This is a genomic window from Nostocoides sp. HKS02, from assembly GCF_009707485.1.
Taxonomy (GTDB): Bacteria; Actinomycetota; Actinomycetes; order Actinomycetales; family Dermatophilaceae; genus Pedococcus.
Genome location: NZ_CP046121.1, coordinates 2,416,919 through 2,437,942 on the forward strand (window position 1 = coordinate 2,416,919; position 21,024 = coordinate 2,437,942).

The window sequence follows — 21,024 nt, forward strand, 5'->3', positions numbered from 1 at the left end:
GGAGGTGTCCACGTGGTCCTGCTCGGACTGTTGCTCATTCTGCTGGCGGCTGGCGCGGCGGTGTGGCTCGTCCTCGGTAGCCAGTCGCTGACCACGCCCATCACGTTGCCCACCCCTGGCGCCCACATCGGCATGACGCCGCTCGCGCTGCTCATCACCGGGGCCGTGATCCTGCTCGTGTTCTGGCTCGGGCTGCTGCTGATCCGCGGCAGCGTCAAGAGGCGCCGCCGACCCGGCCGCGAGGCCAAGGAGGCCCAGCGCCAGGCCGAGCTCGAGGAGAACATCCGGGCCGACGAACGAGGCCGCGCCGAGGAGACCCACCAGAGCGCGCTCGCCGAGCGGGACCGCGTTCGCGACGAGGAGTTCCAGTCGCAGCTCGCCGAGCGTGAGCGCGTGCGGGACACCGAGGAGCGCACCCGGATGTCCGAGGCGGAGACCCGGATCCGGGCCGACGAACGCGCCAAGGTTGAGGACGAGTTCCGTCGGCGCGAGGCCGCGGTGACACCATCTGCCGCCACAGCGCCCGTCGTGGGCACGACCGCGGCTACGGGTGCCGCGGCATACACCGGGAGCCACGCGGCAGCGGCCACGGCGCCCGAGACAGACCCCACCGAGGGCACCGACGCCACCGACGGCACGGACCGCACGGACCGCACGGACGCCAGCGAGGGCACCGACGCCGGCGAGCAGCCGGACCACGGTGAGGGGGAGCGCTACCGCACGGTGGCCGACAAGCTCATGGGTCGCGGCCCGACCGGCGAGGCCTGACCAGCGCCCCGCCCGCGCCCTCGCGGTGCTCCGGCTCACGGCGAAGGCCCGGCTCTGGCGCGGGCCTTCGCCGTCAGCGGGCCAGCGGCGGGCAACGTCCAGCTGACCGACGCGCTGACGACGACCACGACCGAACCGTCAGGCTCCACTCGGCAACCCGACATCGTCGCCGCATTTCGCCGGACGACCTGTGCGGAGCGCACGCACGCCACGGCGGGATCGGCACCACGGGCCACCTCGATCGCGCCGGCCAGCGCCCCGAGATCGGCCGATGCCCGCGCCCGGTGCGCCGCGATCACCGCGCTGGTCACGGCGAGTGCCGCGACCAGCGCCAGCCCGATCACCCCCAGGCTCGCCACGACCACCACGGTCATCGAGCCGTCGTCAGCGCGACGGGCTCGCCGGTGCTCCAGCCGTCGCGCCGCCTTGCTCACGGGCGAACCGGGGGCCGAAGCGTTGACCCGGTCACACTCGGGTCATCTTCTTCAGCGGCGACGGCGCTGCCCTGCGGCGTGGCGCGAGCCCCGAGCCAGGCCAGCGCGGGCCCCGGGTGTCCGACCACGCGCACCTCGAGGTCCTGGCCAGACTGCCGCACGCTGAGCTCCGCCCCCGGGGGCGCCAGCGCGCGGCCCTGCGTGATCGCGCGCTCGGGGCTGTCGCCCCTGGCGAGGAGCCGCGCCGTGGCTCGGGCTGCGTCGAGGCACCGAACCTGGTCCAGCGCGGTCGACATCGCCGACAGCGCCATGACGACCATGAGAATCACCGCGGGCACGGCGACGGCGAACTCGGCGGTGGCCAGGCCCGCCTCCCGGGCTAGCTCGCCGTGCCCAGCGCCGCGGTGATGACCGACGCCAACGCCGCCCTGACCGCCCCCGACTTCACGACCAGCAGCAGCACCGCGGCGAAGGCGCAAGCCGCCAACGTGCCCACGGCGTACTCGGCGGTCGTCATGCCGACCTCGCGGCTCAGGCGCCGCAACCGTTGTCTGAGAATGCATTTCACGCGCGTCTCCTTCGGATGGGTGGCGGCCGATCGGCCGTGGAACATCCAGTGCACCGCAGCGCGCGCGTCGGCTCCCATCGTCCGGCACGAGGCTGTGGACGTCCCGGCTCTCGGGGCCTCGCTGTGGATGACACCGCGGGCCAGGCGGTGCGATGACTCGACGCGGGCTACCCACCCAGGACGCCGTGGGCCAAGGCCACCACGACGGGAACCACGGCGGTGCAGGCAAAGGCCGGCAGGAAGCCCAGCCCGAGCGGCACCACCAGGAGAACTCCGGCGCGGGCGGCCCGACGCTCCGCCGCGCGCCCCTCGGTCGCCCGAAGGCGGTGTGCCGCGCGCTCCACGAGGTCTGCCGGAGGCGCGCCGGTCTGGTCCGCCACCTGCCAGGCCAACGCCACGGGTCGCCAGCACGGCCCGGCGAACGCCCACGCCTGGGCGGCCGACCGCCCCCAACGTAGGGCTGCCACCACGGCACCGAGGTCGCGCTTGACCGCGCCTGCGGAGCCTGTCTGGACCTGTGCCAGTGCCTCTGCCAGCCCCATCCCCGACCGGACCGCCAGGGCGATCAGCACGAGGGTGTCGGCCACCTCGGCGGTCGCAGGCATGGCCTCGGCGCGACCGGTCAGCGTCTGGGCGACCCGTCCCACCGGGCCCAGGACCTGGGCGACCCGCCGGGAGACGGGGCCCGGCCACCCCCAGGCGGTGTCGGCCGATCGCGAGGACGCAGCCGTGAACCTTGGGCGGGTCGGCGGCCAGAACAGGACAGCGACAGCACCGAGCACCGCCGCTGCGGCGAGCGGCATCAGGGCGCCCCGGCGCCCGATGACACCGCGGGTCGCAGCGCCCGCTCGATGATGATGCGGCTGACCAACCACCCGAACAGGGCCATCACGAGCCCGATCACGAGGCTGGCCAGCGCGACCGGGGACGACAGGTAGAGGTCGCCCGGGCCGAAGCCGAACACTGCCCCCACCAACGGGCCACACAACGGAAGGACGGTGAGGACCACCATCGACGCCCTGGGCCCGGCCGTCATCGCGGCCAGGCGCTCTCGGGACACCTGACGCTCGCGCAGGACCTCCTCGGCCGACTCGAGGGCGCGCGCGAGGGGCGCGCCGGTGCGCTCGGTCAGGCGCCAGGCTTGACCGACGAACCGAAGGTCGGCGCTGTCGAGTGCATCGGCCTCTCGGAGCCACACCTCGGCCAGGGCTTCACCACGTGCGGCGGCCTCGAGCAGGTGCTCGAACGACTGGCTCAGCGGGCGGCTGACGTCGACCGCGTCGATCGCCACGCGCAGGGCCGTCGCAGGCGGCACCCCCCGGTGCAGAGGCCCGATCAGGAGCGCGATGGTGTCGGCCAGCTCGGCCTGCAGGCGCACGCGGTCACGGCGCGGCATCCGAACGCGTGCGCTCGAGGCCGGTCGCGCGGGGGACCCCGGGGGCCGGCGGGCGGGCGACGGCCACAGGACGGTCGCACTCACCACGAGCAGCAGGAACACCGCAGCGAGCACCGCGTTCACCGCCCTGCTCCGATCAGGGTGGACAGCTGCGCCCAGCCTTGACGGCGTTGACCGGTGACCACGTCGAGCGCCGGCACGCACTCGACACCCCCGGGTCCTCGCCCGAGTACGGACACCGACGCGACCACACGCTGGTGCCGGATGCGGGTCACGTGCACCACGGCCTGGACTGCGCTCGCCAGCTGCGACTGCACGGCCTGCTGGTCGAGGTCCGCCAACGCACCCAAGGCCTCGAAGCGGGCCGGCACGTCGCTCGGCGCGTTGGCATGAACCGTGCCGCACCCACCCTCGTGGCCGGTGTTGAGCGCCGCCAACATCTCGCGCACCTCAGCGCCCCGCACCTCGCCCACCACCAGCCGGTCCGGGCGCATGCGGAGTGCTTGGCGCACGAGGTCGACCAGCGTGACCGATCCCTGCCCCTCGACGTTGGGCGCCCGGCCCTGGAGTCGAACCACGTGGGGGTGCGAGACGGACAGCTCCCGAACGTCCTCCACCACCACGATGCGCTCCGCAGCCGGAACCTCTGCGAGCATCGCCGAAAGCAGGGTCGTCTTGCCACACCCAGTGCCCCCGGTCACCACGAACGAGCACCGGCGCGCCACCAGTGCACGCAGGACCTCCTCGCCCTCGGGACCGAGCATGCCGCTCGCGCGCAACGACCCCAAGCCGTCGGTGCGCAGGCGTGGCACCCGCAGGCTGAGGTGGGCCCCGCCGTCCACCAGAGGTGGAAGCACCGCATGCAGCCGCACGCCACCCGGCAGGAGGCCGTCGACCCACGGCTGGCTCTCGTCGAGTCGACGACCCGCGAGCCCGGCCAGCCGCACTGCGAGCCGTCGCGCCGCGGCGGGGTCGGGAAGCGCGACCCCAGACCGCTCGAGGCCAGCGCCGCGGTCGACCCACACCGCACCGTCGCCGTTGACCAGCACGTCGGTCACGCTCGGGTCCTCGAGACACGCCTCGAGTGGCCCCAGCCCCAGCACCTCGGACGCGAGGGACCGGCGGGCAGCAGCCACCCCGGCGAGGCCGAGCCGGGCAACCTCGGTCGCGGCGACCTCGGCGACCATCTGAGCGTCAGGCAGCCGACCCCGTCTGATCCGCTCATCGATCCGGGTGGACTGGCTCACGCGGTGACCGCCGGGCCGGGGCCAAGCGCAGCGCCGGCCGCGAGGCCGGACGGCACGGGTTGGGCCAGCACCCGGTCGGCAGCATCGGCCAGGGCCGAGGAGTCGCGCGACCCCGGCAACCGTGCGCGGTCGGCGTCGGCCGCCGCGCGAGCGTCGTCGCGCAGCACGGTCGCGAGCGGGAGATCGAGGTGGGCGGCGACGTCTTCGGGCAGGAGCGGATCGCGCCGCCCCACTCTCAGGACCAGCCGGGTCAACGGCGCGAGGTCGATGACCGACGGCACCAGGGCCGAGGCGTCGGCCAGCTGACGAGCCCCCAGTCCAACGAGCACGAGCACCTCGGTGCACCAGGGCACGAGCTCGGTCGAGCGACCGAGGTCGACCACGCAGAGGGCGCACACCGTGGCCAAGGCCTCCACCGCGGCGCCAGCGACCTCAGCACCGGGATCCACGCCGCGCGCCGCCAGCACCCGCAGCGGGCCGTCAGCGGGAAGGGCGCGCAACAGCGCCGCCCCGTCGAGTGGCCCGCGCGCCGAGACGAGGTCGGGCCAGCGCAGCCCGGGGAGGTGCTCGAGGCAGGCCGTCACGTCCAGGCCCCCTCGATCGCGCTCGCCGTCGACGCACACCGTGGCGCCCAGCTGCCGCGCGCCGCGCAGGGCCAGGGCCACCGAAAGACTGGATGCACCCAGGCCACCGGAGGCCCCCACGACGCCGATCACCCGATGGTCGATGCCCCCGCGATCGATGCCCCCGTGCTCCACTCCCCCGTGATCCATGCCGCCGAGCGTCCCCCACCAACCCGTCCTCCAGCAGCGCACGCCGACGAGCCTGTGGACGAAGCCGGGCGCGCCGGGACCGCTGTGGATGACGCGCCGCGCACATGCCGAAGAAGACACCTGCCAGGGAAAAGGGGACGGCCCCGGTCGGGGGACAACCGGGGCCGTCGACGCGCCAAGCTCCGGGGGAGGAGCCGGTGCGCCGGTCCACTCGACCCCGAAGGGGAGCGGACTGCTCAATCCTGAACCATCGCGCGTTCAACCGCAACTCTCTTCGCCAGAATCGCCGTGATCCACGCCACACTCATCCCCGCGAATAGGCCCGATTGGTCATGAAGCGTCACGAATTCACCTGCCCGACGCGGGGATGGCACCCCGCAAGCGGGGTGCCATCGACCGTGACCCGCCGCGGGTGACCAGGCGTGCACTCTGAATGTGTCGCAGCGGGACAAGCCCGCCACGATCGGTCCACCAGTGGACTGCCCGCGCGTGGGTGCCCGGTGGGATCACGGTGATCGTCGGACTCGCGTCCGTCGACTTGGTTCATGTGTACCCCCGCTCGGGGCGAAACGGAACCCTTGACTTTTGCGCACCGGCGGTGGCGCGCGTGTCCTCGACGAGGCGCCTAGCTGAGCCGACCGGCCCGCACGGCGTCACAGATCTGCTCGCCCAGCGCCGCTCCCGCCACCAAGGCGTCGGCACAGTGCCCGATCCACAGACCCATGCCCTCGGGGGTGCCCATCCCGTATGCCGCGAGCGCACCGAGGTAGGCCGGCCCGCCCTGCTCGGCGTGCCCCGCCTCGGTGACCGCGACCCCGGTGGGATCCAGACCGCAGGCCTGCACCAAGGCCCGTTCGGTGGCCCGCGCGACGACGCCGTTACCGCGCACGAACGGCCGGGCGGTGGCGATCTCGGCATGGGCGACGGCCGCGACCACCAGGGCCGGAACCGCCGCGCCGACCGTCATCACGGCCACCAGCCCCTCGAGCCGCGCGCTGAGGGCCGCCGCATCAGGCGCGACGCCGAGATCGGTGAACTCCGCGGGCTGCTCGTCGTGCAGTCGCGGCCGACCGAGCTGCCGGTCCTCCACGAGTCCGGCCGCGGCGGCGACGTGGAGCCGGGCCAGGGCCTGCAGCGGGGCGGAGGTGACCGTTGTTCGTACCCGTTCGCTCTCCGCGGTGGCCTGCACGGCACCACGAGCGACCTGCTGGACCGGATCGGGGCGCAGCGGCCAGGCAGCCGCTCCGCGCATGATGTCGCGGACGAGGTCGAGCGGGACGGTGGCTCCCTCGAGGGCTGCGCTCGCCTGGGCGCCACGGACCCGCGACTCGGCGCTGGCCTCGGGGATCCGGCGACGCAGCGCCTCGTGCCAGCGCAGTCGCTCGCACGCCGCGCGAGCGGCCGCGATCTTCTCGGGGACGCCGGGCAGCACGGCGAGCGCACCCAGCGAGGCGACAACCTGCGGTGAAGGACTCGGCACGAACAGCAGCCTAGAGATCACCTCGAGCGCCACGCATACCGCGTCAACGTCGGCACTGCTGTGCGCGTCAGTGGGGTGTCCCGAAGGGAGGACACATCATGAATCTCCGCACCAGAGGTGCCATCCGGGCACTTGCCATCGCCGTGGCCGCCGGGGTACTCCCCCTCGCGGCTGCCACCACCTCAGCCGACGCCGCGCCGTACTGCGGCATCACCTGGGGCTCGCTCGCCAAGAACGCCGCCCCCATGGTCGCGGGGCCGGTGACCGGGGTGCGCGCGGGCCGCCACACCTGCTTCGACCGGCTCGTCATCGACCTCAAGGGAAGAGCAGCGGGGTACTCCGTCAGCTACGTCACGACGGTCTTCACCGAGGGGCAGGGCGCTGCGGTCCCCTGCGTGGAGGCGCCAGGCTGCACATCGTCGCCAAGGCCCCGGCATACACCTCCGCCGGGACGGCGAGCTTCACGCCAGCCAGGCCGGCGGAGGTCGTCAACGTCGCCGGCTTCACCACCTTCCGGCAGGTGGCGTGGGCGGGGACCTTCGAAGGTCAGACCTCGCTGGGTCTCGGGGTGCGGGCGAGGTTGCCGTTCCGCGCCTTCACGATCCAGGACGCGACGACGAGTCGTCTCGTGATCGACGTCGCACACCACTGGTGACGGCACGGGTCGCGGCGATCAGCAGGGCCAGGACTGCCGCGACCCAGAACCACCCCGCGACCTGGCTGAGCGTCGTCTGGCTCGAGGCCCACCACTGGGTTCGCAGGAAGTCCCACGTCGCACTGGTCACGACGCTGAGCTGGTGGCCCATCGAGCCCGCCTGCGTGGCCGGGGGCAGGTGGTCCCAGCCGTGGCGCAGCGACTGGGCCACGAGCGCGGAGGCCAGCCAGACGACCAGGAGTCGGGCGACCCCGAGGAGGGTCGGCGCCACTCGTTGCCAGGACGCGACGGCGAACGGCAGCGCCAGTGCGACGGCCAGCGGCGCGCCGTGGGGCCAGGTCGCCGGCGACAGCCCGGCCACGAGGGCCAGTACGGTCGCCGCGCCGATCGGCCCCTTGTGCCCCCGTGCACCGAGGGCGATGCCGAGGAAGGCCCCGAGGCCGAGCAGGATGGCGAGCACCTCGCGCTCGTCGGGGTACCGGTCGCTGCCGGGTGCGGACAACAGCCAGCCCAGACCGCTGAGCACCACGACGACGGCGAACCGGGGCCAGGGGGCGCGCACGAGGAGCGAGACCGAGGCTGCGGCGGCTGTGGCCCCCAGGAGCACCACAGCGCCGTCACGTGCCTGCAGCGGCAGCTGCAGCCACGACTGGAGGCCCCAGAAGCCGGCGGGCCACCACAGCAGGATGCCGAGCAGCAGCGCGAGCTCAGGCCAGTAGCGCCGGGCCACGCCGCGCAGCCGCCCCTGCTCGGTGGCCGCCCGTGCCTCGGCCCGATTGAGTGTGGTGCCCACCCCGCGAGACTAGCCGTTGAGCGGGTAGGTTCGGACCGCCACGGACGCACCCTTGAAGCACGCGCCCGATCCGGGTTGGCTGAGGGGGTGTTCCGCGGCCGTCGAGGTGGCCGCCTCGTCGATGCCGTCAGGAGGAGTCACCGTGTCCCAGTCAGCTGAGTCGAGGTCATTCGAACCGAGCCGGGACTTCGCGGCTCGAGCGATCGGCACGGCAGAGCTCTACGACGAGGCGGCGGCCGACCACGAGGGCTTCTGGGCCCGCCAGGCCCGCGAGCGCCTCAGCTGGGCCAAGGACTTCGACCAGACGCTGGACTGGAGCGGCGCGCCGTTCGCGAAGTGGTTCGTCGGGGGCGAGCTCAACGCGGCATACAACTGCGTGGACCGCCACGTCGAGGCGGGCAACGGCGACCGCGTCGCGATCCACTTCGAGGGCGAGGGCGGCGACACCCGCACCATCACGTATGCCGACCTCCAGCGGGACGTCGCGAGGACCGCCAATGCGTTGCAGGACTTGGGAGTTGCCAAGGGTGACCGGGTGGCGATCTATCTGCCGATGATCCCCGAGGCGGTGGCCGCGATGCTCGCGTGCGCCCGGATCGGCGCACCCCACTCGGTCGTGTTCGGCGGCTTCTCGGCCGACGCCCTGCGCACCCGCATCGCCGACGCCGAGGCCAAGGTCGTCATCACCGCCGACGGACAGTTCCGGCGCGGGAAGTCGGCGCCGCTCAAGCCCGCCGTCGACGCCGCCGTCGAGGGCGAGACGACCGTCGAGAAGGTCCTCGTCGTGCAGCGCACCAAGGACGACGTGGCGTGGGTCGAGGGCCGTGACGTCTGGTGGCACGACGTCGTCGACACCGCGAGCGACGTCCACGAGGCCGTCCCGCACGACGCCGAGCACCCGCTGTTCATCCTCTACACCTCCGGCACGACCGGGAAGCCGAAGGGCATCTTCCACACCACCGGCGGCTACCTCACCCAGGCGGCCTACACGAACGCCGTGGTGCACGACCTCCACCCGGAGTCCGACGTCTACTGGTGCACCGCCGACATCGGTTGGGTCACCGGCCACTCCTACATCGTCTACGGGCCGCTGGCCAACGGCGCGACCCAGGTGATCTACGAGGGCACGCCCGACACCCCGCACCAGGGTCGCTGGTGGGAGATCGCCCAGAAGTACGGCGTGACGATCCTCTACACCGCCCCCACGGCGATCCGCACGTTCATGAAGTGGGGCGACGACATCCCGGCGAAGTTCGACCTGTCGTCGCTGCGGGTGCTCGGCTCGGTGGGCGAGCCCATCAACCCCGAGGCGTGGCTCTGGTACCGCAAGAACATCGGCGGCGACCGGTGCCCGATCGTCGACACCTGGTGGCAGACCGAGACCGGCGCCATCATGATCAGCCCGCTGCCCGGAGTCACGGACCTCGAGCCCGGCTCGGCCCAGCGTCCCGTCCCCGGCATCAGCGCCGAGATCCTCGACGACGAGGGCAAGCCGCTGCACGACCCCGAGGCGGTCGGCTACCTCGTGCTGACCAAGCCCTGGCCGGCCATGCTGCGTGGCATCTGGGGCGACCCCGAGCGCTACCGCGAGACGTACTGGTCCCGGTTCGGCCCGGAGTACTACTTCGCCGGGGACGGCGCCAAGTACGACGCCAAGGGAAACATCTGGCTGCTCGGCCGGGTCGACGACGTCATGAACGTCTCAGGTCACCGGCTGTCCACGGCCGAGATCGAGTCGGCCCTCGTGTCGCACCCGTCCGTGGCCGAGGCCGCGGTCGTGGGTGCCACCGACGAGACGACGGGTCAGGCCGTCTGTGCCTTCGTCATCCTGCGTGGCGGCGCCGAGAACCACGGTGACGACACGGTGCAGGAGCTGCGCAACCACGTGGCCAAGGAGATCGGCCCGATCGCCAAGCCCCGCCAGATCCTCATCGTCGCCGAGCTGCCCAAGACCCGCTCCGGCAAGATCATGCGACGACTGCTGCGCGACGTGGCCGAGAACCGCGAGGTCGGCGACGTCACGACGCTGGCCGACTCGTCGGTGATGAACCTGATCAAGCAGGGGATGTCGGGGTCCACCGAGGACTGATCGCCGACATCGGCGTCCACTGGTCCCTGGCGAGGAGTACCTCGCGCAGCAGGTCCGGGCGGTCGGTGATGATGCCGTCGACCCCCGCGTCGAGCAGCCTGGTCATCTGGGCGGGCTCGTCGACGGTCCACACGACGACCCGAACACCGATCCGGTGCGCGCCGTCGACGAGCCGCTCGACGAAGACCGGCACCCGACCGAGGCGCAACGGCACGTGGGCGAACTCGGCGGTCGCGAGCCGGCGAGCCGGTTGCACGCCGGCGCGTACCGACCCGACGAGCGCGGTGAGCGAGCGCCAGCCGAGGGCCGTCCGCACGCCAGGGACCTGCAGGCGAACGGCTGCGAGCCATCCGTCCCATGCCCCCGCGACGCATACCCGATCGCGAAAGTCCTTGTGCTGCAACAGCTTGATCAATGGCGCAATGGCGTCGCGGTCCTTGAGGTCGACGGTGAACCGCGCGTCGGGGAATCGCTCGAGGGCCTCCACCAACGTCGGGATCGGCTCGAGACCTCCGACGCGCAGGGCGCGCACCGACTCGAGGCTATGCCGGCGCACCGGCGCCCGTACGCCGGTCACCCGGTCGAGGCGCTCGTCGTGGAAGCAGACCAGCTGCCCGTCCGAGGTGAGCCGGACGTCGGTCTCGAGGTAGCGCACGCCGAGCGCGGTCGCGAGCGAGAAGGCCGCGATGGTGTTCTCGGGCGCGAGTCCGGCACCCCCGCGGTGGGCGAGGGCGATCGGGCCGGTCTCAGCGCCATAGGCCATGACACCAAGGGTGCCCATGCGCACGGGTCGGATGGCGCGAAAACGGGCTCCCAGCCCACTGTTCACCCGATCGTCGGGCACCGTTCGGGCGACCCGGGCCGGCAGGGGCCTGAGAGACTTCGCCCATGCCCCGACTGTCCGTCGTCATCGCCAGCACCCGACCCGAGCGCATCGGCCACCACGTCGCGGCCTGGGTGCTCGAGCGGGTGCCCGCCGACTTCGAGACGACCGTGCACGACCTCCGCGAGCTCAACCTGCCGTTCCTCGACGAGCCGGGCCAACCCTCCGACGGCAACTACGCCCACGAACACACCCGTCGCTGGTCGGCGGCGATGACCGCGACCGACGCCCTCGTGCTGGTCATGCCCGAGTACAACCGCGGCTACAACGCGGCCCTCAAGAACGCCATCGACTTCCTCTACGCCGAGTGGGACGGGCTTCCCGTCGCGTGCGTCGGCTACGGCTGGCGCGGGGCCGAGTTCGCCAAGTCGGCCCTGCGCCAGACCCTCGAGCGGGTCAAGATGACCGTGGTCGACGCACCCGGGCTCGCCTTCGACAAGACCGTGTCCCAGCAGGGTGAGGTCATCGCGGGCGAAGACGTCGAGGCGCAGCTCGCGACGACGTTCGCCGACCTCCGCGAGCGCGCGCGAGCGTCGCGCAACGATTCGTGAGCCCGACCCCGCGCCGGACCCCGCGCCCGGCCACCCCCAACCGCCCGGGGCGGCCGCGGCTCTTCGCCCGCAGCAGCTGGCCGGAGGCCCAGCGCGTCACGGCCGCCTTGCGGACCGAGACCGTGGGGGGCGCCCTGCTGCTCGTGGCGGCGGTGGCCGCACTGGCGTGGGCGAACTCGCCCGCCTTCGCGGCATACGCCGACCTGCGCGACTGGAAGGTCGGCCCCGGCGCGCTCCACCTCGACCTGACCCTCGGCCAGTGGTCTGCCGACGGTCTCCTCGCGCTGTTCTTCTTCGTCGCCGGGCTGGAGCTCAAGCGCGAGCTGCTCGTCGGGGGCCTGCGCGAGCCGGCCAAGGCCGCCCTTCCCGTGGCCGCCGCGCTGTGCGGCGTCGCGCTACCCGCCCTGGTGTATGCCGCGAGCGTCACTGCACTCGGCGCGGACACCGACGCGCTGCGCGGCTGGGCCATCCCCACGGCGACCGACATCGCCTTCGCACTGGCTGTGCTGGCGGTCATCGGCACGCACCTGCCGTCCGCACTGCGCAGCTTCCTGCTCACCCTGGCGGTCGTGGACGACCTCGTCGCCATCACGATCATCGCCGTGGTCTACACGCGGACGCTCGAACCAGCGCTGCTGGCCGCGGCTCTCGTTCCGCTCGCGGTCTTCGCGTGGCTGACCCAGCGCCGAGTCACCCGTTGGTGGCTGCTCGTGCCGTTGGCCGCGGCGACTTGGGCCCTGGTCCACGCGTCCGGCGTGCACGCGACCGTGGCGGGCGTCCTGCTCGGCCTCGTCGTCCCCGTGAAGCCCCGCAGGAGGGCGGGTCCGGCGCGCGACCCGGCGACCCGGCTCGACGTGGCCGAGCGTCTAGAGCACCGGCTGCGCCCGCTGTCCGCCGGGCTGGCCGTGCCCGTGTTCGCGTTCTTCGCGGCCGGGGTCCGGGTCGTGGGTGGTGGGTTTCGCGACAGCGTGGCGGACCACGCAGCGGTGGCGGTGGTCCTCGGGCTCGTCCTCGGCAAGCTCGTCGGGGTGTTCGGCGGCACCTGGCTGGTGGCCCGCTTCACCCGCGCCGAGCTCGACGACGGCCTGGCCTGGTGGGACGTCCTGGGGTTGTCGCTGCTGGCCGGCATGGGGTTCACGGTGTCCTTGCTCGTCGGCGAGCTCGCGTTCGGCTCGGCCAGCCCGCGCGACCAGCACATCAAGGTCGCGGTGCTCCTCGGATCGGTGATCTCTGCCCTGCTGGCCACAGTGGCGCTGCGCACCCGGAACCGCGTCTACCGCCGGCTCGCCCAGCTCGAGGTGCGGGACGACGACGGCGACGGCGTGCCCGACTGCTTCGATGCCTCGGATGTGCGCACCGATGAAGGCCGTTAGGGTTGGCACGCCGGCACCCACCGGACAGACGGAAGCGAGGCGAAGCCCATGAGCTCCAACCAGGAGAGCACGGAACGCACCATCGGCCAGCTGGTCGCCGATGCGACCCACGACGTCTCGACGATCATGCGCAACGAGATCGCCATGGCCAAGGCCGAGATCGCCAGTGACGCCAAGGCCGCGGGCAAGGGCGCCGCGATGTTCGGCGCCGCGGCCTTCGTCGGGCTGCTCGGCCTGATCTTCCTGTTCCACACGATCGCCAACGTCATTGCGATCTGGCTGCCCGTCTGGGCCGGCTACCTCATCACCACCGGGCTCCTCTTCCTCGTCGCGGCAGTGCTGGCGCTGGTCGGCCGCGCCAGCATGAAGGCGATGAAGGGCAAGCCCGAGCGCACCATCAAGAACGCCCAGGACACCATCACCACCCTCAAGTCCGGTTCCTGAACCACCGCGCTCAACCCACCCGAACGGCATACGGACGCCATGAGCCTTGACGCTTCGATGGCCCTCATCGACGGCCCGTGGGAGCACCGTTTCGTCGCCGCGAACGGCGCACGCTTCCACGTGGCCGAGCAAGGTGAGGGACCGGTCGTGCTGCTGCTGCACGGCTTCCCGCAGTTCTGGTGGGCCTGGCGCCATCAGCTGGCCGCGCTTGCCGCCGCCGGCTACCGCGCCTGCGCGATGGACCTGCGCGGGTACGGCGCCTCCGACAAGCCGCCTCGCGGCTACGACACGCGCACCTCGGCAACCGATGTGGCGTCCGTGCTCCGCTCGCTGGGCGGCTCCCGCGCGGTGGTCGTCGGTCATGGCTGGGGCGGCTGGATCGCCTGGAGCATGCCGACCTTGCAGCCGACGGTCACCCGGGCCATCGCGTCGCTGTCGATGCCCCACCCCCTGGTCTTCCGGAAGGCCTCCTTCACCGACCCGACCCAGCTGCGCGCCAACGCCTATCTCGGCGGGCTGCAACGACCGTTCGTGCCGGAGCGCCAGATGACCGTGCACGGCGGCTACGTACAGCGCCTGCTGCGCGAGTGGGCCTCGCCCGAGGGCATCTGGCCCTCGCCGGAGGAGGCGCGGACGTATGCCGAGGCCATGGCGCTCCCGTTCGTGGCCCACTCCGCCGCCGAGTACTACCGCTGGGTGGTGCGCAGCCAGTTCCGGCCCGACGGGTGGCGGTTCGCGGCCACCATGCGCACGCCGATCACGGTGCCCGTCCTGCAGCTGCACGGCGAACACGACCGCGTGGTGCTGCCGAGCACGGCGGCGGAGCCCGGCGCTCCCGTGGCCGGGCCGTTCGAGCGACACCTCGTGTCGGGGGCGGGCCACTTCCTGCCCGAGGAGGCCCCGGAGGCCGTCAACGCACAGCTGCTCGACTGGCTGGGCCGCCTGCCCCGCTGAGGCTCCGCTGGCTGGTCGGTCAGCCCGCGACGCAGCTGCCGGTGCTGACCGTGTTCGACGCCGAGGCAGCCGCGGCAAGGTCGGGCTGGGCCTCGGCGATGGTCAAGGCGTAGCCGGTGCGGTCGTCGTCGAGGGACTTGGCGAAGATGACGCCGACGACCCGGCCGTCAGGCGCCAGCAGCGGTCCCCCGGAGTTGCCCGGACGCACTTGGGCGTAGAGCGAGTAGACCTCACGGTTGGTGCCGGGCTGGCCGTAGATGTCGGAGCCGCGGGCGTCGACCACCTCGCGGACCCGGGCCGCGTCGAGCTGGTACGGGCCGTCGAGCGGGAACCCGGCGACGACTCCGGCATCGCCGCGCACGAGGTCGGCTCCCTGGCGCAGCGGTGCGGCCTGCAGGCCCGGCACGGCGAGCACCGCGAGGTCTCGCCGGGGGTCGAACAGGACGACCCGCCCGGTGTAGGAGCGGCCGGTGCCGTGGATGCGCAGGGTCGCGGACTTCATGCCAGCCACCACGTGAGCGTTCGTGACGACCCGCTCGGGCGCGACCACCCAGCCGCTGCCCTCCTGGCCACGGTTGCAGGCCTCGGCGACCCCCGTGATCTTGATGATGGAGTCCGCGGCGTCGCGCACGCCCTGGGACTGGGCGACAGCCGGGTCCGGGGGCGCAACAGGGGCGATGCGCTCGGCCTCGAGCCCGTCGAACACCCGCGGGAAGCCCTCGCGGTCGAGCACCTCGCGGAAGCCGGCGAAGAGCCGCGAGGTCTGCGGCGGGACGACCCCGTCGATGATGCGAAGAACGCGGGACTCACCGATGGCCTTGGCGATCGGCGCCGGGGCCCCACCGCGCAGCGCCCCGGCGATGAACCACACGAGGACCGCGGCGGACAGCACCACGGCGACCGCGCCGAGCACCGAGTCGAAGATCTGGGCAGGCTTGACCCGCAAGGTCGAGCGCACGCGCCCGCCCAGCGCCACGGCGATCGCCTGACCGGTCGAGGCGAGGATGAACACCCCGGCGATGAGGATCACGGTGCGCAACAGGGGCGAGGACTCGAGCTGGGCCCACTGGTTCATGGCCAGCGGCACGAGCCACATCGCCAGGGCACCACCGGAGAGGAATCCCGCGAGCGAGAGCACACTGACGAGCAGGCCTTGCCGGAACCCCGTGATGGCGTAGCTGATGAACAGCACGATGAGGATGTAGTCGAGGACGGTGAGTCCGAGGAACATCAGGCCCGGCCTTCCGTCGCGGTCTGGGTCAAGGCGTCCCGTCGACCCCCGGGCTGGTAGCGCACGGGCAGGGACCGTTCAACGCTACGGTCCCACGGAACGGTCAAACCGCCGAAATCGAGCACAGCCGACAGCAGTCCCGCCGTGAACCCCCACACGAACAGGCCGTCGACGTCGAACCCGGGCCCGCGGTAGCCACTGGGGTGCGTCACGGTGAACCGAGCGGCCGGGTCGAGCAGGTCGGCCAGCGGCGCGCGCACGGCCCGGTGCACCTCGCCCGGGTCGACCCGGTCGACCGACCCGGGCTGAGCCCACCAGCCCAGCACCGGCGTCACGACGAACTTGCGGGGGGCGAGGTAGATGGCCGGTAGCTCGCCCACGACGTCGATCGTGGCCGGGTCGATGCCGACCTCCTCCTGGGTCTCGCGCAGCGCGGCGGCGGCATCGGAGGCGTCGGACGGCTCGCGTTTGCCACCGGGGAACGAGATGTCACCGGGCTGGGTGCGCAACGTGTGGGCCCGCTCGGTCAGGACGACGTCCTCGCCGCCCCGCGGGGCCGGCCCGAACAGGATGAGCACGCTGGAGCGTCGTCCGCCCTCAGGCGGCGGCGCGAACCGGGCGAAGAAGCCCTCGTCGGCCTGCTCCACCCCGGCCAGGGCGCGGTCGAGCCAGGCGGGACGGGGCACCGCTGGACCCATGGAGGCGGAGAGCTCGGCCGTCACAGCGGACCAGGCCCCACGGCATACGGGAAGGGGGCGCTCGAGGCGGCGGGGGCGAGCTCGAACTTGAGCAGCTTCGCCGCCGCGTCGGGGTCGGTCTCGCCCACGCCGTAGGACGGGCAGAGCCGCGCCACCGGGCAGGCGCCGCAGGCGGGCTTGCGGGCGTGGCAGGTGCGCCGGCCGTGGAAGATCACGACGTGGGACAGCATCGTCCAGTCCTTGCGGGGGAAGAGCCCCCCGACGGCCTCCTCGACCTTGACCGGGTCGTCCTCGTCGGTCCACCCGAACCGGCGCACCAGTCGCCCGAAGTGGGTGTCGACGGTGATGCCCGGGATGTCGAAGGCGTTGCCCAGGACGACGTTCGCGGTCTTGCGACCGACACCGGGGAGCGTGACGAGGTCCTTGAGCCGAGGCGGCACCTCGCCCCCGAACCGCTCGACGAGCTCGGCACCGAGCCGCATGACCGAGTTGGTCTTGGCGCGGAAGAAGCCGGTGGGCTTGAGCAGCGTCTCGAGGGCCTCACGGTCGGCGCCAGCCAGGGCCGCAGCGTCGGGGTAGCGGGCAAACAGCGCCGGGGTGACCTTGTTGACCATGACGTCGGTGGTCTGGGCCGACAGGATCGTCGCGACGAGGAGCTGGAGCGGATTCTCGAAGTCGAGCTCGCAGTGGGCGTACGGATAGCGGTCGTGCAGGGCGCGATACATGCGCCGCGCGCGCCTCGTCAGGGCGACGGGCGACTCCCGGGCGAGGTCAGCGGGGGCGACTCCAGACACCCGCACAGACTACGGGGCGAAGCGGACAACCGACGTGGCACACTGTCGCCCGTGGATCACGACGTGGTGAAGAAGGCCCCGCTTGTTCGCTGCCCTCGATGACGAGGCTGCGACGACACTCCTGGGGTCCATGACGCAGACCCGGCTCGAGCGCGGCGACGTGCTTGTTCCACGAGGGAGACCAGGGTGATCGGCTCTACGTCATCCGTGAGGGCAAGATCAAGCTCGGTCGCCGCTCCAGCGACGGCCGCGAGAACCTCGTGGCCATCCTCGGCCCCGGCGAGATGTTCGGCGAGCTGAGCCTGTTCGATCCCGGCCCGCGCACGATGACCGCGACGGCCGTGGCCGAGACCCAGTTGCTCGGGGTCGGCAACGAGGACCTCAACACCCTGCTCAACGGTCGCCCCGGCGTGGCCAAGGTGCTGCTGGCCGCGCTCGCCCAGCGCCTGCGCCGCACCAACGAGAACCTCGCCGACCTCGTCTTCACCGACGTGCCCGGCCGGGTCGCCAAGGCGCTGCTCGACCTCTCGGCGCGGTTCGGCCGGCCGGTCGAGGACGGCGTGATGGTCGCGCACGACCTCACCCAGGAGGAGCTGGCCCAGCTGGTCGGCGCCTCCCGCGAGACGGTCAACAAGGCCCTGGCCGACTTCGCGACCCGCGGCTGGCTGCGGCTCGAAGCCCGGGCCGTGCTGCTGCTCGACGTCGAGCGGCTCAAGCGCCGCGCCCGCTGACCCCGGCCGCTCAGAAACGGCCGCTCAGGAACGGCCGCGCAGGTAGTCCAACTGCGCCGCCACGGACAAGGCTGCCGCCGGCCAGACCTCACGGGGCACGTCGGCATACACCCGCTCCACCACCTGCTGGACCCCTGAGGCGCCGTCGGCGACCGCCTGCCGGACCTGCTCGAGCCGCTCGGCCCGGTGCGTGCGGTAGAACGCGACCATCGCTGCGGCGTCCGGCACCACCGGCCCGTGGCCGGGCAGGATCGCCGTCACCTCACCGTCGCCCGTGAGGTGTGCGATCCGCTCGAGGCTCTCGAGGTATGCCGCGAGCTCGCCATCGGGGTGGGCGACCACCGTGGTGCCGCGGCCGAGCACCGTGTCGCCGGTGAGCAGGGCGTGGTCGGCGGGCAGGGCGAACGACACCGAGTCGGAGGTGTGCCCGGGTGTGGCGACCACCCGCAGCTCGAGACCCCCCACGCGCAGCTCGGTGCCGTCGGCGAGGTCGTCGTGGCCACGACCGACGGCGCGGGTGGGCGCCCCACTCAGCTCGCCGAAGCGACCCGCCCCCTCGGCGTGGTCGGCGTGCCCGTGGGTGAGCAGGGTCTGCACGACGCGCGCTCCCCTGCCCTCGACCGCCGCGACGACGGCCCGCAGGTGGGCCTCGTCGAGGGGCCCGGGGTCGATGACCAACGCCTCGGTGGCACCGGGCTCGAGCAGCACCCAGGTGTTCGTGCCGTCGAGCGTCATCGGGCCCGGGTTGGGGCACAGGATGCACAGCGCTCGCGGCGAGACCTGGCCGCCCTGCCAGTCACCGACAGCGGCTGACGGCTCGGGCGGACGGGTGGCGGTCATGGCGGCGTGCCTCAGCGCGGCAGCCGGGCGCGCAGGACCACGCCCTGCGGCGTCTGGACGAGCTCGGGCTGGACGGGCGCGATCGGTGGTTGCTCGGCGATGAAGGTGGCAGCCGACGCGGCCGAGGCCACCTCCTCGACGCTGACGATGGTGGGCGGCAGCATCAGCGCCTCACCAGCCCGCCACGAGGCCAGCAGGTCGGCGGGCCGCACCCAGTCGGCCAGGTCGGCCTCGGTGGTCAGGTCGTCGGCGCGCTGGCCGTGCGGGACCGCCGCGGCGAAGAACCGGGTGTCGTAGCGGCGCCCCTCGAACGTCGGGGTGATCCAGTGGGAGCGGTAGCCGAGCAGGTCGGAGCGCAGCACCAGCTCGTGCTCGGTCAGCACCTCGGACAGGGACGCCTCACGCGCCAGCAGCCGGCGCCGCTGCTCCTGCCAGTGGTCTCCGCTGACGTCGGCGATGACCTTGTCGGCGGTCGGCCCCGCGAGGAGCACGCCGCTTTCCTCGAAGACCTCGCGGACCGCCGCCGCGACGAGCTCACGCGCGGTCGACTCGGCCACCTCGAGCCGGGAGGCCCAGTCGGCCGGGGACGGCCCCGCCCACGGCAGGGAGGTGTCGGCGTCACGGGCATCCACACCGCCGCCGGGGAACACCATCATCCGCGGCGCGAATGCCATGGTCGCCACCCGGCGCAGCATGAAGACCTCGACCCCCGCGGGGCCGTCACGCACGAACATCACCGTGGCAGCGGGCTTCGGGACCACCCCGCTCCCAGGGTCTGGCGAAGCGAGCCACGCGCCGGCGCGCTCGCGCAGCGCCGGCGCGTCGCCCAGGGGGAAGTCGCGGATCACCCGGTCAGGCGCTCACTCGTCGGCGAGCGCGACGACGATCTCGACCTCGACGGGGGCGTCCATGGGCAGCACCGCGACCCCGACGGCCGAACGGGCGTGGATGCCGGCGTCGCCGAAGGCCTTGCCGAGCAGCTCGCTCGCCCCGTTGATGACGGCCGGCTGGCCGGTGAACGACGGGTCCGAGGCGACGAAGCCCACGACCTTGACGACCTGGGCGACCTTGTCGAGGTCACCGATGATGGACTTCACGGCCGCGATGGCGTTGAGCGCGCAGACCTCCGCGAGCTTGGCGGCATCCTCGGCCGGGACCAGGCCATGGCCGTCGCCGACCTTGCCGGTCTGGACGAGGGCACCGGCGACCATGGGGAGCTGGCCGGAGGTGTAGATGCGGCGCCCGTCCTGGATCGCGGGGACATAGGCGGCCACCGGCTTGGCGACGTCGGGGACGGTCAGGCCGAGCTCTGCAAGGCGGTCTTCAACGGCGGACATCAGGCCTTCTCTCGCTTCAGGTAGGCGACCAGTCCGGAGCCATCGGGCCCGGTCAGGACTTGCACGAGCTCCCAGCCGTCCTCTCCCCACTGGTCGAGGATCTGCTTGGTGGCGTGGACGATGAGAGGCACGGTGGCGTACTCGAACTTGCGCATGCGTGCAGCCTAGCCATGGCTGGCAGGATGACCACATGGCCTATGGCGCGGACCGCGATCCCATCGCCGTGCTCGACGAGCGGGCAGCGGACCCGACGCGCACCATCTCCTACGGCCCGGACGCGGCGCAGGTCTACGACGTCCGGATGCCCCGCCGGGTGACCCGCGGGCTGACGGTGGTGGTGGTCCATGGCGGGTTCTGGCGCCCGGAGTACGACCGCGGCCACGCCAGCCGCCAGGCGCAGGCCTTCGCGGATGCCGGCTTCCCCACCGCGGTCGTCGAGTACCGCCGCGCCGCCATGCCCGGCGGCGGGTGGCCCGGCACCGCGCAGGACGTCGCCGCGGCGATCACGGCGATCCGGCAGGACCCGGCCTTCGCCCAGCCCACCGCGCATCCGCTTGTCCTCGTCGGGCACTCCGCAGGCGGCCAGCTGGTGGCCTGGGCGGCGGCGCAGCCGTGGGCGCACGGCCTGCGCGGCGTCGTCAGCCTCGCGGGCGTCCTCGACCTCGCCCACGGACAGGCGACCGGGGTCGGTGGTGGGGCGATCGAGGCGTTCCTCGGCGGGTCACCGGCCCAGGTACCCGACTCCTATGCCGCGGCCGACCCGGTGCGCCTGCTCGCCGGCATACCGGTGGTCGTGCTGCACGCGCGGGACGACGAGGAGGTGCCGTTCGAGCTGAGCGAGCGGTATGCCGCGGCCCACCACGGCCCCGGCGTGCGCTTCACCCCGGCTGACACCGGTGGCCACTACGGGTGGATCGACCCCGAGAACGCGGCGTTCGAGCAGGTCCTGGCAGCGGTGGACCTGCTCGCCTCCTAGGCTGGGCCG

The 21,024-nt window shown here is 72.8% G+C and carries 25 protein-coding genes and 1 pseudogene; 8 read left to right on the plus strand and 18 right to left on the minus strand.

Translation table 11 applies throughout. The annotated features are described in order from the left end of the window. The first annotated feature begins 12 nt into the window (after positions 1-12). Complete coding sequence (locus GKE56_RS11595) at positions 13-768, plus strand: hypothetical protein (RefSeq protein ID WP_154684673.1); 756 nt, start codon at positions 13-15, stop codon at positions 766-768. Positions 769-803: 35 nt separating this feature from the next. Here GKE56_RS11595 and GKE56_RS11600 read toward each other — a convergent pair whose 3' ends face one another. From GKE56_RS11600 to GKE56_RS17855, 10 genes are all read right to left on the minus strand, one after another. Further along, positions 804-1,202, minus strand: coding sequence for an Rv3654c family TadE-like protein (locus GKE56_RS11600; protein ID WP_154684674.1), 399 nt, complete (start codon positions 1,200-1,202; stop codon positions 804-806). After that, positions 1,199-1,540 (minus strand): TadE family type IV pilus minor pilin, encoded by a 342-nt coding sequence (locus GKE56_RS11605; protein ID WP_154684675.1) that lies wholly within the window; start codon positions 1,538-1,540, stop codon positions 1,199-1,201. The genes GKE56_RS11600 and GKE56_RS11605 overlap by 4 nt, the downstream gene beginning before the upstream one ends. 41 nt (positions 1,541-1,581) lie before the next feature. Beyond that, complete coding sequence (locus GKE56_RS17520) at positions 1,582-1,770, minus strand: DUF4244 domain-containing protein (protein ID WP_370518389.1); 189 nt, start codon at positions 1,768-1,770, stop codon at positions 1,582-1,584. Positions 1,771-1,937: 167 nt separating this feature from the next. Further along, positions 1,938-2,573, minus strand: coding sequence for a type II secretion system F family protein (locus GKE56_RS11615; RefSeq protein WP_154684676.1), 636 nt, complete (start codon positions 2,571-2,573; stop codon positions 1,938-1,940). Further along, positions 2,573-3,289 (minus strand): type II secretion system F family protein, encoded by a 717-nt coding sequence (locus tag GKE56_RS11620; RefSeq protein ID WP_154684677.1) that lies wholly within the window; start codon positions 3,287-3,289, stop codon positions 2,573-2,575. The genes GKE56_RS11615 and GKE56_RS11620 overlap by 1 nt, the downstream gene beginning before the upstream one ends. Then, positions 3,286-4,413 (minus strand): TadA family conjugal transfer-associated ATPase, encoded by a 1,128-nt coding sequence (locus tag GKE56_RS11625; protein WP_370518390.1) that lies wholly within the window; start codon positions 4,411-4,413, stop codon positions 3,286-3,288. Before GKE56_RS11625 ends, GKE56_RS11620 begins: the two co-directional genes overlap by 4 nt. Continuing rightward, positions 4,410-5,186 (minus strand): hypothetical protein, encoded by a 777-nt coding sequence (locus GKE56_RS11630; protein ID WP_154684678.1) that lies wholly within the window; start codon positions 5,184-5,186, stop codon positions 4,410-4,412. The genes GKE56_RS11625 and GKE56_RS11630 overlap by 4 nt, the downstream gene beginning before the upstream one ends. 625 nt (positions 5,187-5,811) lie before the next feature. Then, entirely contained in the window at positions 5,812-6,666 is an 855-nt protein-coding gene (locus GKE56_RS11635) for a Fic family protein (RefSeq protein WP_154684679.1), read from the minus strand. Positions 6,667-7,262: 596 nt separating this feature from the next. Next, positions 7,263-8,114: a hypothetical protein gene (locus GKE56_RS11640; protein ID WP_154684680.1), complete on the minus strand. Its 852-nt coding sequence runs from the start codon at positions 8,112-8,114 to the stop codon at positions 7,263-7,265. Positions 8,115-8,123: 9 nt separating this feature from the next. Next, on the minus strand, positions 8,124-8,255 hold the full coding sequence (locus tag GKE56_RS17855; RefSeq protein WP_255424994.1) for a hypothetical protein: 132 nt from the start codon (positions 8,253-8,255) through the stop codon (positions 8,124-8,126). Here GKE56_RS17855 and acs point away from each other — a divergent pair. Then, positions 8,236-10,203 (plus strand): acetate--CoA ligase, encoded by a 1,968-nt coding sequence (acs, locus tag GKE56_RS11645; RefSeq protein WP_154684681.1) that lies wholly within the window; start codon positions 8,236-8,238, stop codon positions 10,201-10,203. The two genes, GKE56_RS17855 and acs, sit on opposite strands and share 20 nt — an antisense overlap. Here the strand turns inward: acs and GKE56_RS11650 are convergent. Next, positions 10,169-10,966, minus strand: a complete 798-nt coding sequence (locus GKE56_RS11650; protein WP_154684682.1) for a glycerophosphodiester phosphodiesterase family protein — start codon at positions 10,964-10,966, stop codon at positions 10,169-10,171. The two genes, acs and GKE56_RS11650, sit on opposite strands and share 35 nt — an antisense overlap. 125 nt (positions 10,967-11,091) lie before the next feature. On the opposite strand from GKE56_RS11650, the gene GKE56_RS11655 reads away from it, so the two are divergent. The 4 genes from GKE56_RS11655 to GKE56_RS11670 are packed head-to-tail and all read left to right on the plus strand — an operon-like array spanning position 11,092 to position 14,408. Further along, complete coding sequence (locus GKE56_RS11655) at positions 11,092-11,637, plus strand: NADPH-dependent FMN reductase (protein ID WP_154684683.1); 546 nt, start codon at positions 11,092-11,094, stop codon at positions 11,635-11,637. Then, positions 11,634-13,010, plus strand: a complete 1,377-nt coding sequence (nhaA, locus tag GKE56_RS11660) for a Na+/H+ antiporter NhaA (protein WP_154684684.1) — start codon at positions 11,634-11,636, stop codon at positions 13,008-13,010. Before GKE56_RS11655 ends, nhaA begins: the two co-directional genes overlap by 4 nt. Before the next feature lie 48 nt (positions 13,011-13,058). Further along, complete coding sequence (locus GKE56_RS11665) at positions 13,059-13,454, plus strand: phage holin family protein (protein ID WP_154684685.1); 396 nt, start codon at positions 13,059-13,061, stop codon at positions 13,452-13,454. A gap of 39 nt (positions 13,455-13,493) precedes the next feature. Next, positions 13,494-14,408, plus strand: a complete 915-nt coding sequence (locus GKE56_RS11670) for an alpha/beta fold hydrolase (protein ID WP_154684686.1) — start codon at positions 13,494-13,496, stop codon at positions 14,406-14,408. Positions 14,409-14,427: 19 nt separating this feature from the next. On the opposite strand, the gene GKE56_RS11675 is transcribed toward GKE56_RS11670, so the two are convergent. The 3 genes from GKE56_RS11675 to nth are packed head-to-tail and all read right to left on the minus strand — an operon-like array spanning position 14,428 to position 17,062. After that, entirely contained in the window at positions 14,428-15,639 is a 1,212-nt protein-coding gene (locus GKE56_RS11675) for a MarP family serine protease (RefSeq protein ID WP_154684687.1), read from the minus strand. Then, positions 15,639-16,325: a CoA pyrophosphatase gene (locus tag GKE56_RS11680; RefSeq protein ID WP_230208924.1), complete on the minus strand. Its 687-nt coding sequence runs from the start codon at positions 16,323-16,325 to the stop codon at positions 15,639-15,641. Before GKE56_RS11680 ends, GKE56_RS11675 begins: the two co-directional genes overlap by 1 nt. Positions 16,326-16,357: 32 nt before the next feature. Continuing rightward, positions 16,358-17,062: an endonuclease III gene (gene nth, locus GKE56_RS11685; RefSeq protein WP_154685764.1), complete on the minus strand. Its 705-nt coding sequence runs from the start codon at positions 17,060-17,062 to the stop codon at positions 16,358-16,360. 120 nt (positions 17,063-17,182) lie between these two features. Here nth and GKE56_RS11690 point away from each other — a divergent pair. Further along, a pseudogene (locus GKE56_RS11690) lies at positions 17,183-17,862 on the plus strand (Crp/Fnr family transcriptional regulator). A 24-nt stretch (positions 17,863-17,886) separates the two neighbouring features. Here the strand turns inward: GKE56_RS11690 and GKE56_RS11695 are convergent. Genes GKE56_RS11695 through GKE56_RS11710 form a run of 4 tightly spaced genes read right to left on the minus strand, consistent with a single transcriptional unit; the run spans position 17,887 to position 20,194 of the window. Beyond that, a complete protein-coding gene (locus tag GKE56_RS11695) occupies positions 17,887-18,702 on the minus strand; it encodes an MBL fold metallo-hydrolase (protein WP_154684688.1) in 816 nt (271 codons plus the stop codon). 11 nt (positions 18,703-18,713) lie between these two features. Next, positions 18,714-19,550 carry an NUDIX hydrolase gene (locus GKE56_RS11700; RefSeq protein WP_230208925.1) on the minus strand — a complete coding sequence of 279 codons (837 nt, stop codon included), beginning with the start codon at positions 19,548-19,550 and terminating at the stop codon, positions 18,714-18,716. 12 nt (positions 19,551-19,562) lie between these two features. Next, positions 19,563-20,039 carry a RidA family protein gene (locus GKE56_RS11705; RefSeq protein ID WP_154684689.1) on the minus strand — a complete coding sequence of 159 codons (477 nt, stop codon included), beginning with the start codon at positions 20,037-20,039 and terminating at the stop codon, positions 19,563-19,565. Further along, on the minus strand, positions 20,039-20,194 hold the full coding sequence (locus GKE56_RS11710; RefSeq protein ID WP_154684690.1) for a DUF4177 domain-containing protein: 156 nt from the start codon (positions 20,192-20,194) through the stop codon (positions 20,039-20,041). Before GKE56_RS11710 ends, GKE56_RS11705 begins: the two co-directional genes overlap by 1 nt. Positions 20,195-20,229: 35 nt before the next feature. Here GKE56_RS11710 and GKE56_RS11715 point away from each other — a divergent pair, with 35 nt between their 5' ends. Beyond that, positions 20,230-21,015: a S9 family peptidase gene (locus GKE56_RS11715; protein ID WP_154684691.1), complete on the plus strand. Its 786-nt coding sequence runs from the start codon at positions 20,230-20,232 to the stop codon at positions 21,013-21,015. Positions 21,016-21,024 lie beyond the last annotated feature (9 nt).

Coding starts and splice junctions, on each gene's coding strand:
- GKE56_RS11665 (WP_154684685.1), top strand. CDS start 13,059: ATGAGCTCCAACCAGGAGAGCACGGAACGCACCATCGGCCAGCTGGTC.
- GKE56_RS11715 (WP_154684691.1), top strand. CDS start 20,230: ATGGCCTATGGCGCGGACCGCGATCCCATCGCCGTGCTCGACGAGCGG.
- GKE56_RS11650 (WP_154684682.1), bottom strand. CDS start 10,966: ATGGCCTATGGCGCTGAGACCGGCCCGATCGCCCTCGCCCACCGCGGG.
- nth (WP_154685764.1), bottom strand. CDS start 17,062: ATGTATCGCGCCCTGCACGACCGCTATCCGTACGCCCACTGCGAGCTC.
- GKE56_RS11655 (WP_154684683.1), top strand. CDS start 11,092: ATGCCCCGACTGTCCGTCGTCATCGCCAGCACCCGACCCGAGCGCATC.
- GKE56_RS11710 (WP_154684690.1), bottom strand. CDS start 20,194: ATGCGCAAGTTCGAGTACGCCACCGTGCCTCTCATCGTCCACGCCACC.
- GKE56_RS11630 (WP_154684678.1), bottom strand. CDS start 5,186: ATGGATCACGGGGGAGTGGAGCACGGGGGCATCGATCGCGGGGGCATC.
- GKE56_RS11705 (WP_154684689.1), bottom strand. CDS start 20,039: ATGTCCGCCGTTGAAGACCGCCTTGCAGAGCTCGGCCTGACCGTCCCC.
- GKE56_RS11670 (WP_154684686.1), top strand. CDS start 13,494: ATGAGCCTTGACGCTTCGATGGCCCTCATCGACGGCCCGTGGGAGCAC.
- acs (WP_154684681.1), top strand. CDS start 8,236: ATGCCGTCAGGAGGAGTCACCGTGTCCCAGTCAGCTGAGTCGAGGTCA.
- GKE56_RS11675 (WP_154684687.1), bottom strand. CDS start 15,639: ATGTTCCTCGGACTCACCGTCCTCGACTACATCCTCATCGTGCTGTTC.
- GKE56_RS11695 (WP_154684688.1), bottom strand. CDS start 18,702: ATGACCGCCACCCGTCCGCCCGAGCCGTCAGCCGCTGTCGGTGACTGG.
- GKE56_RS11615 (WP_154684676.1), bottom strand. CDS start 2,573: ATGCCGCTCGCCGCAGCGGCGGTGCTCGGTGCTGTCGCTGTCCTGTTC.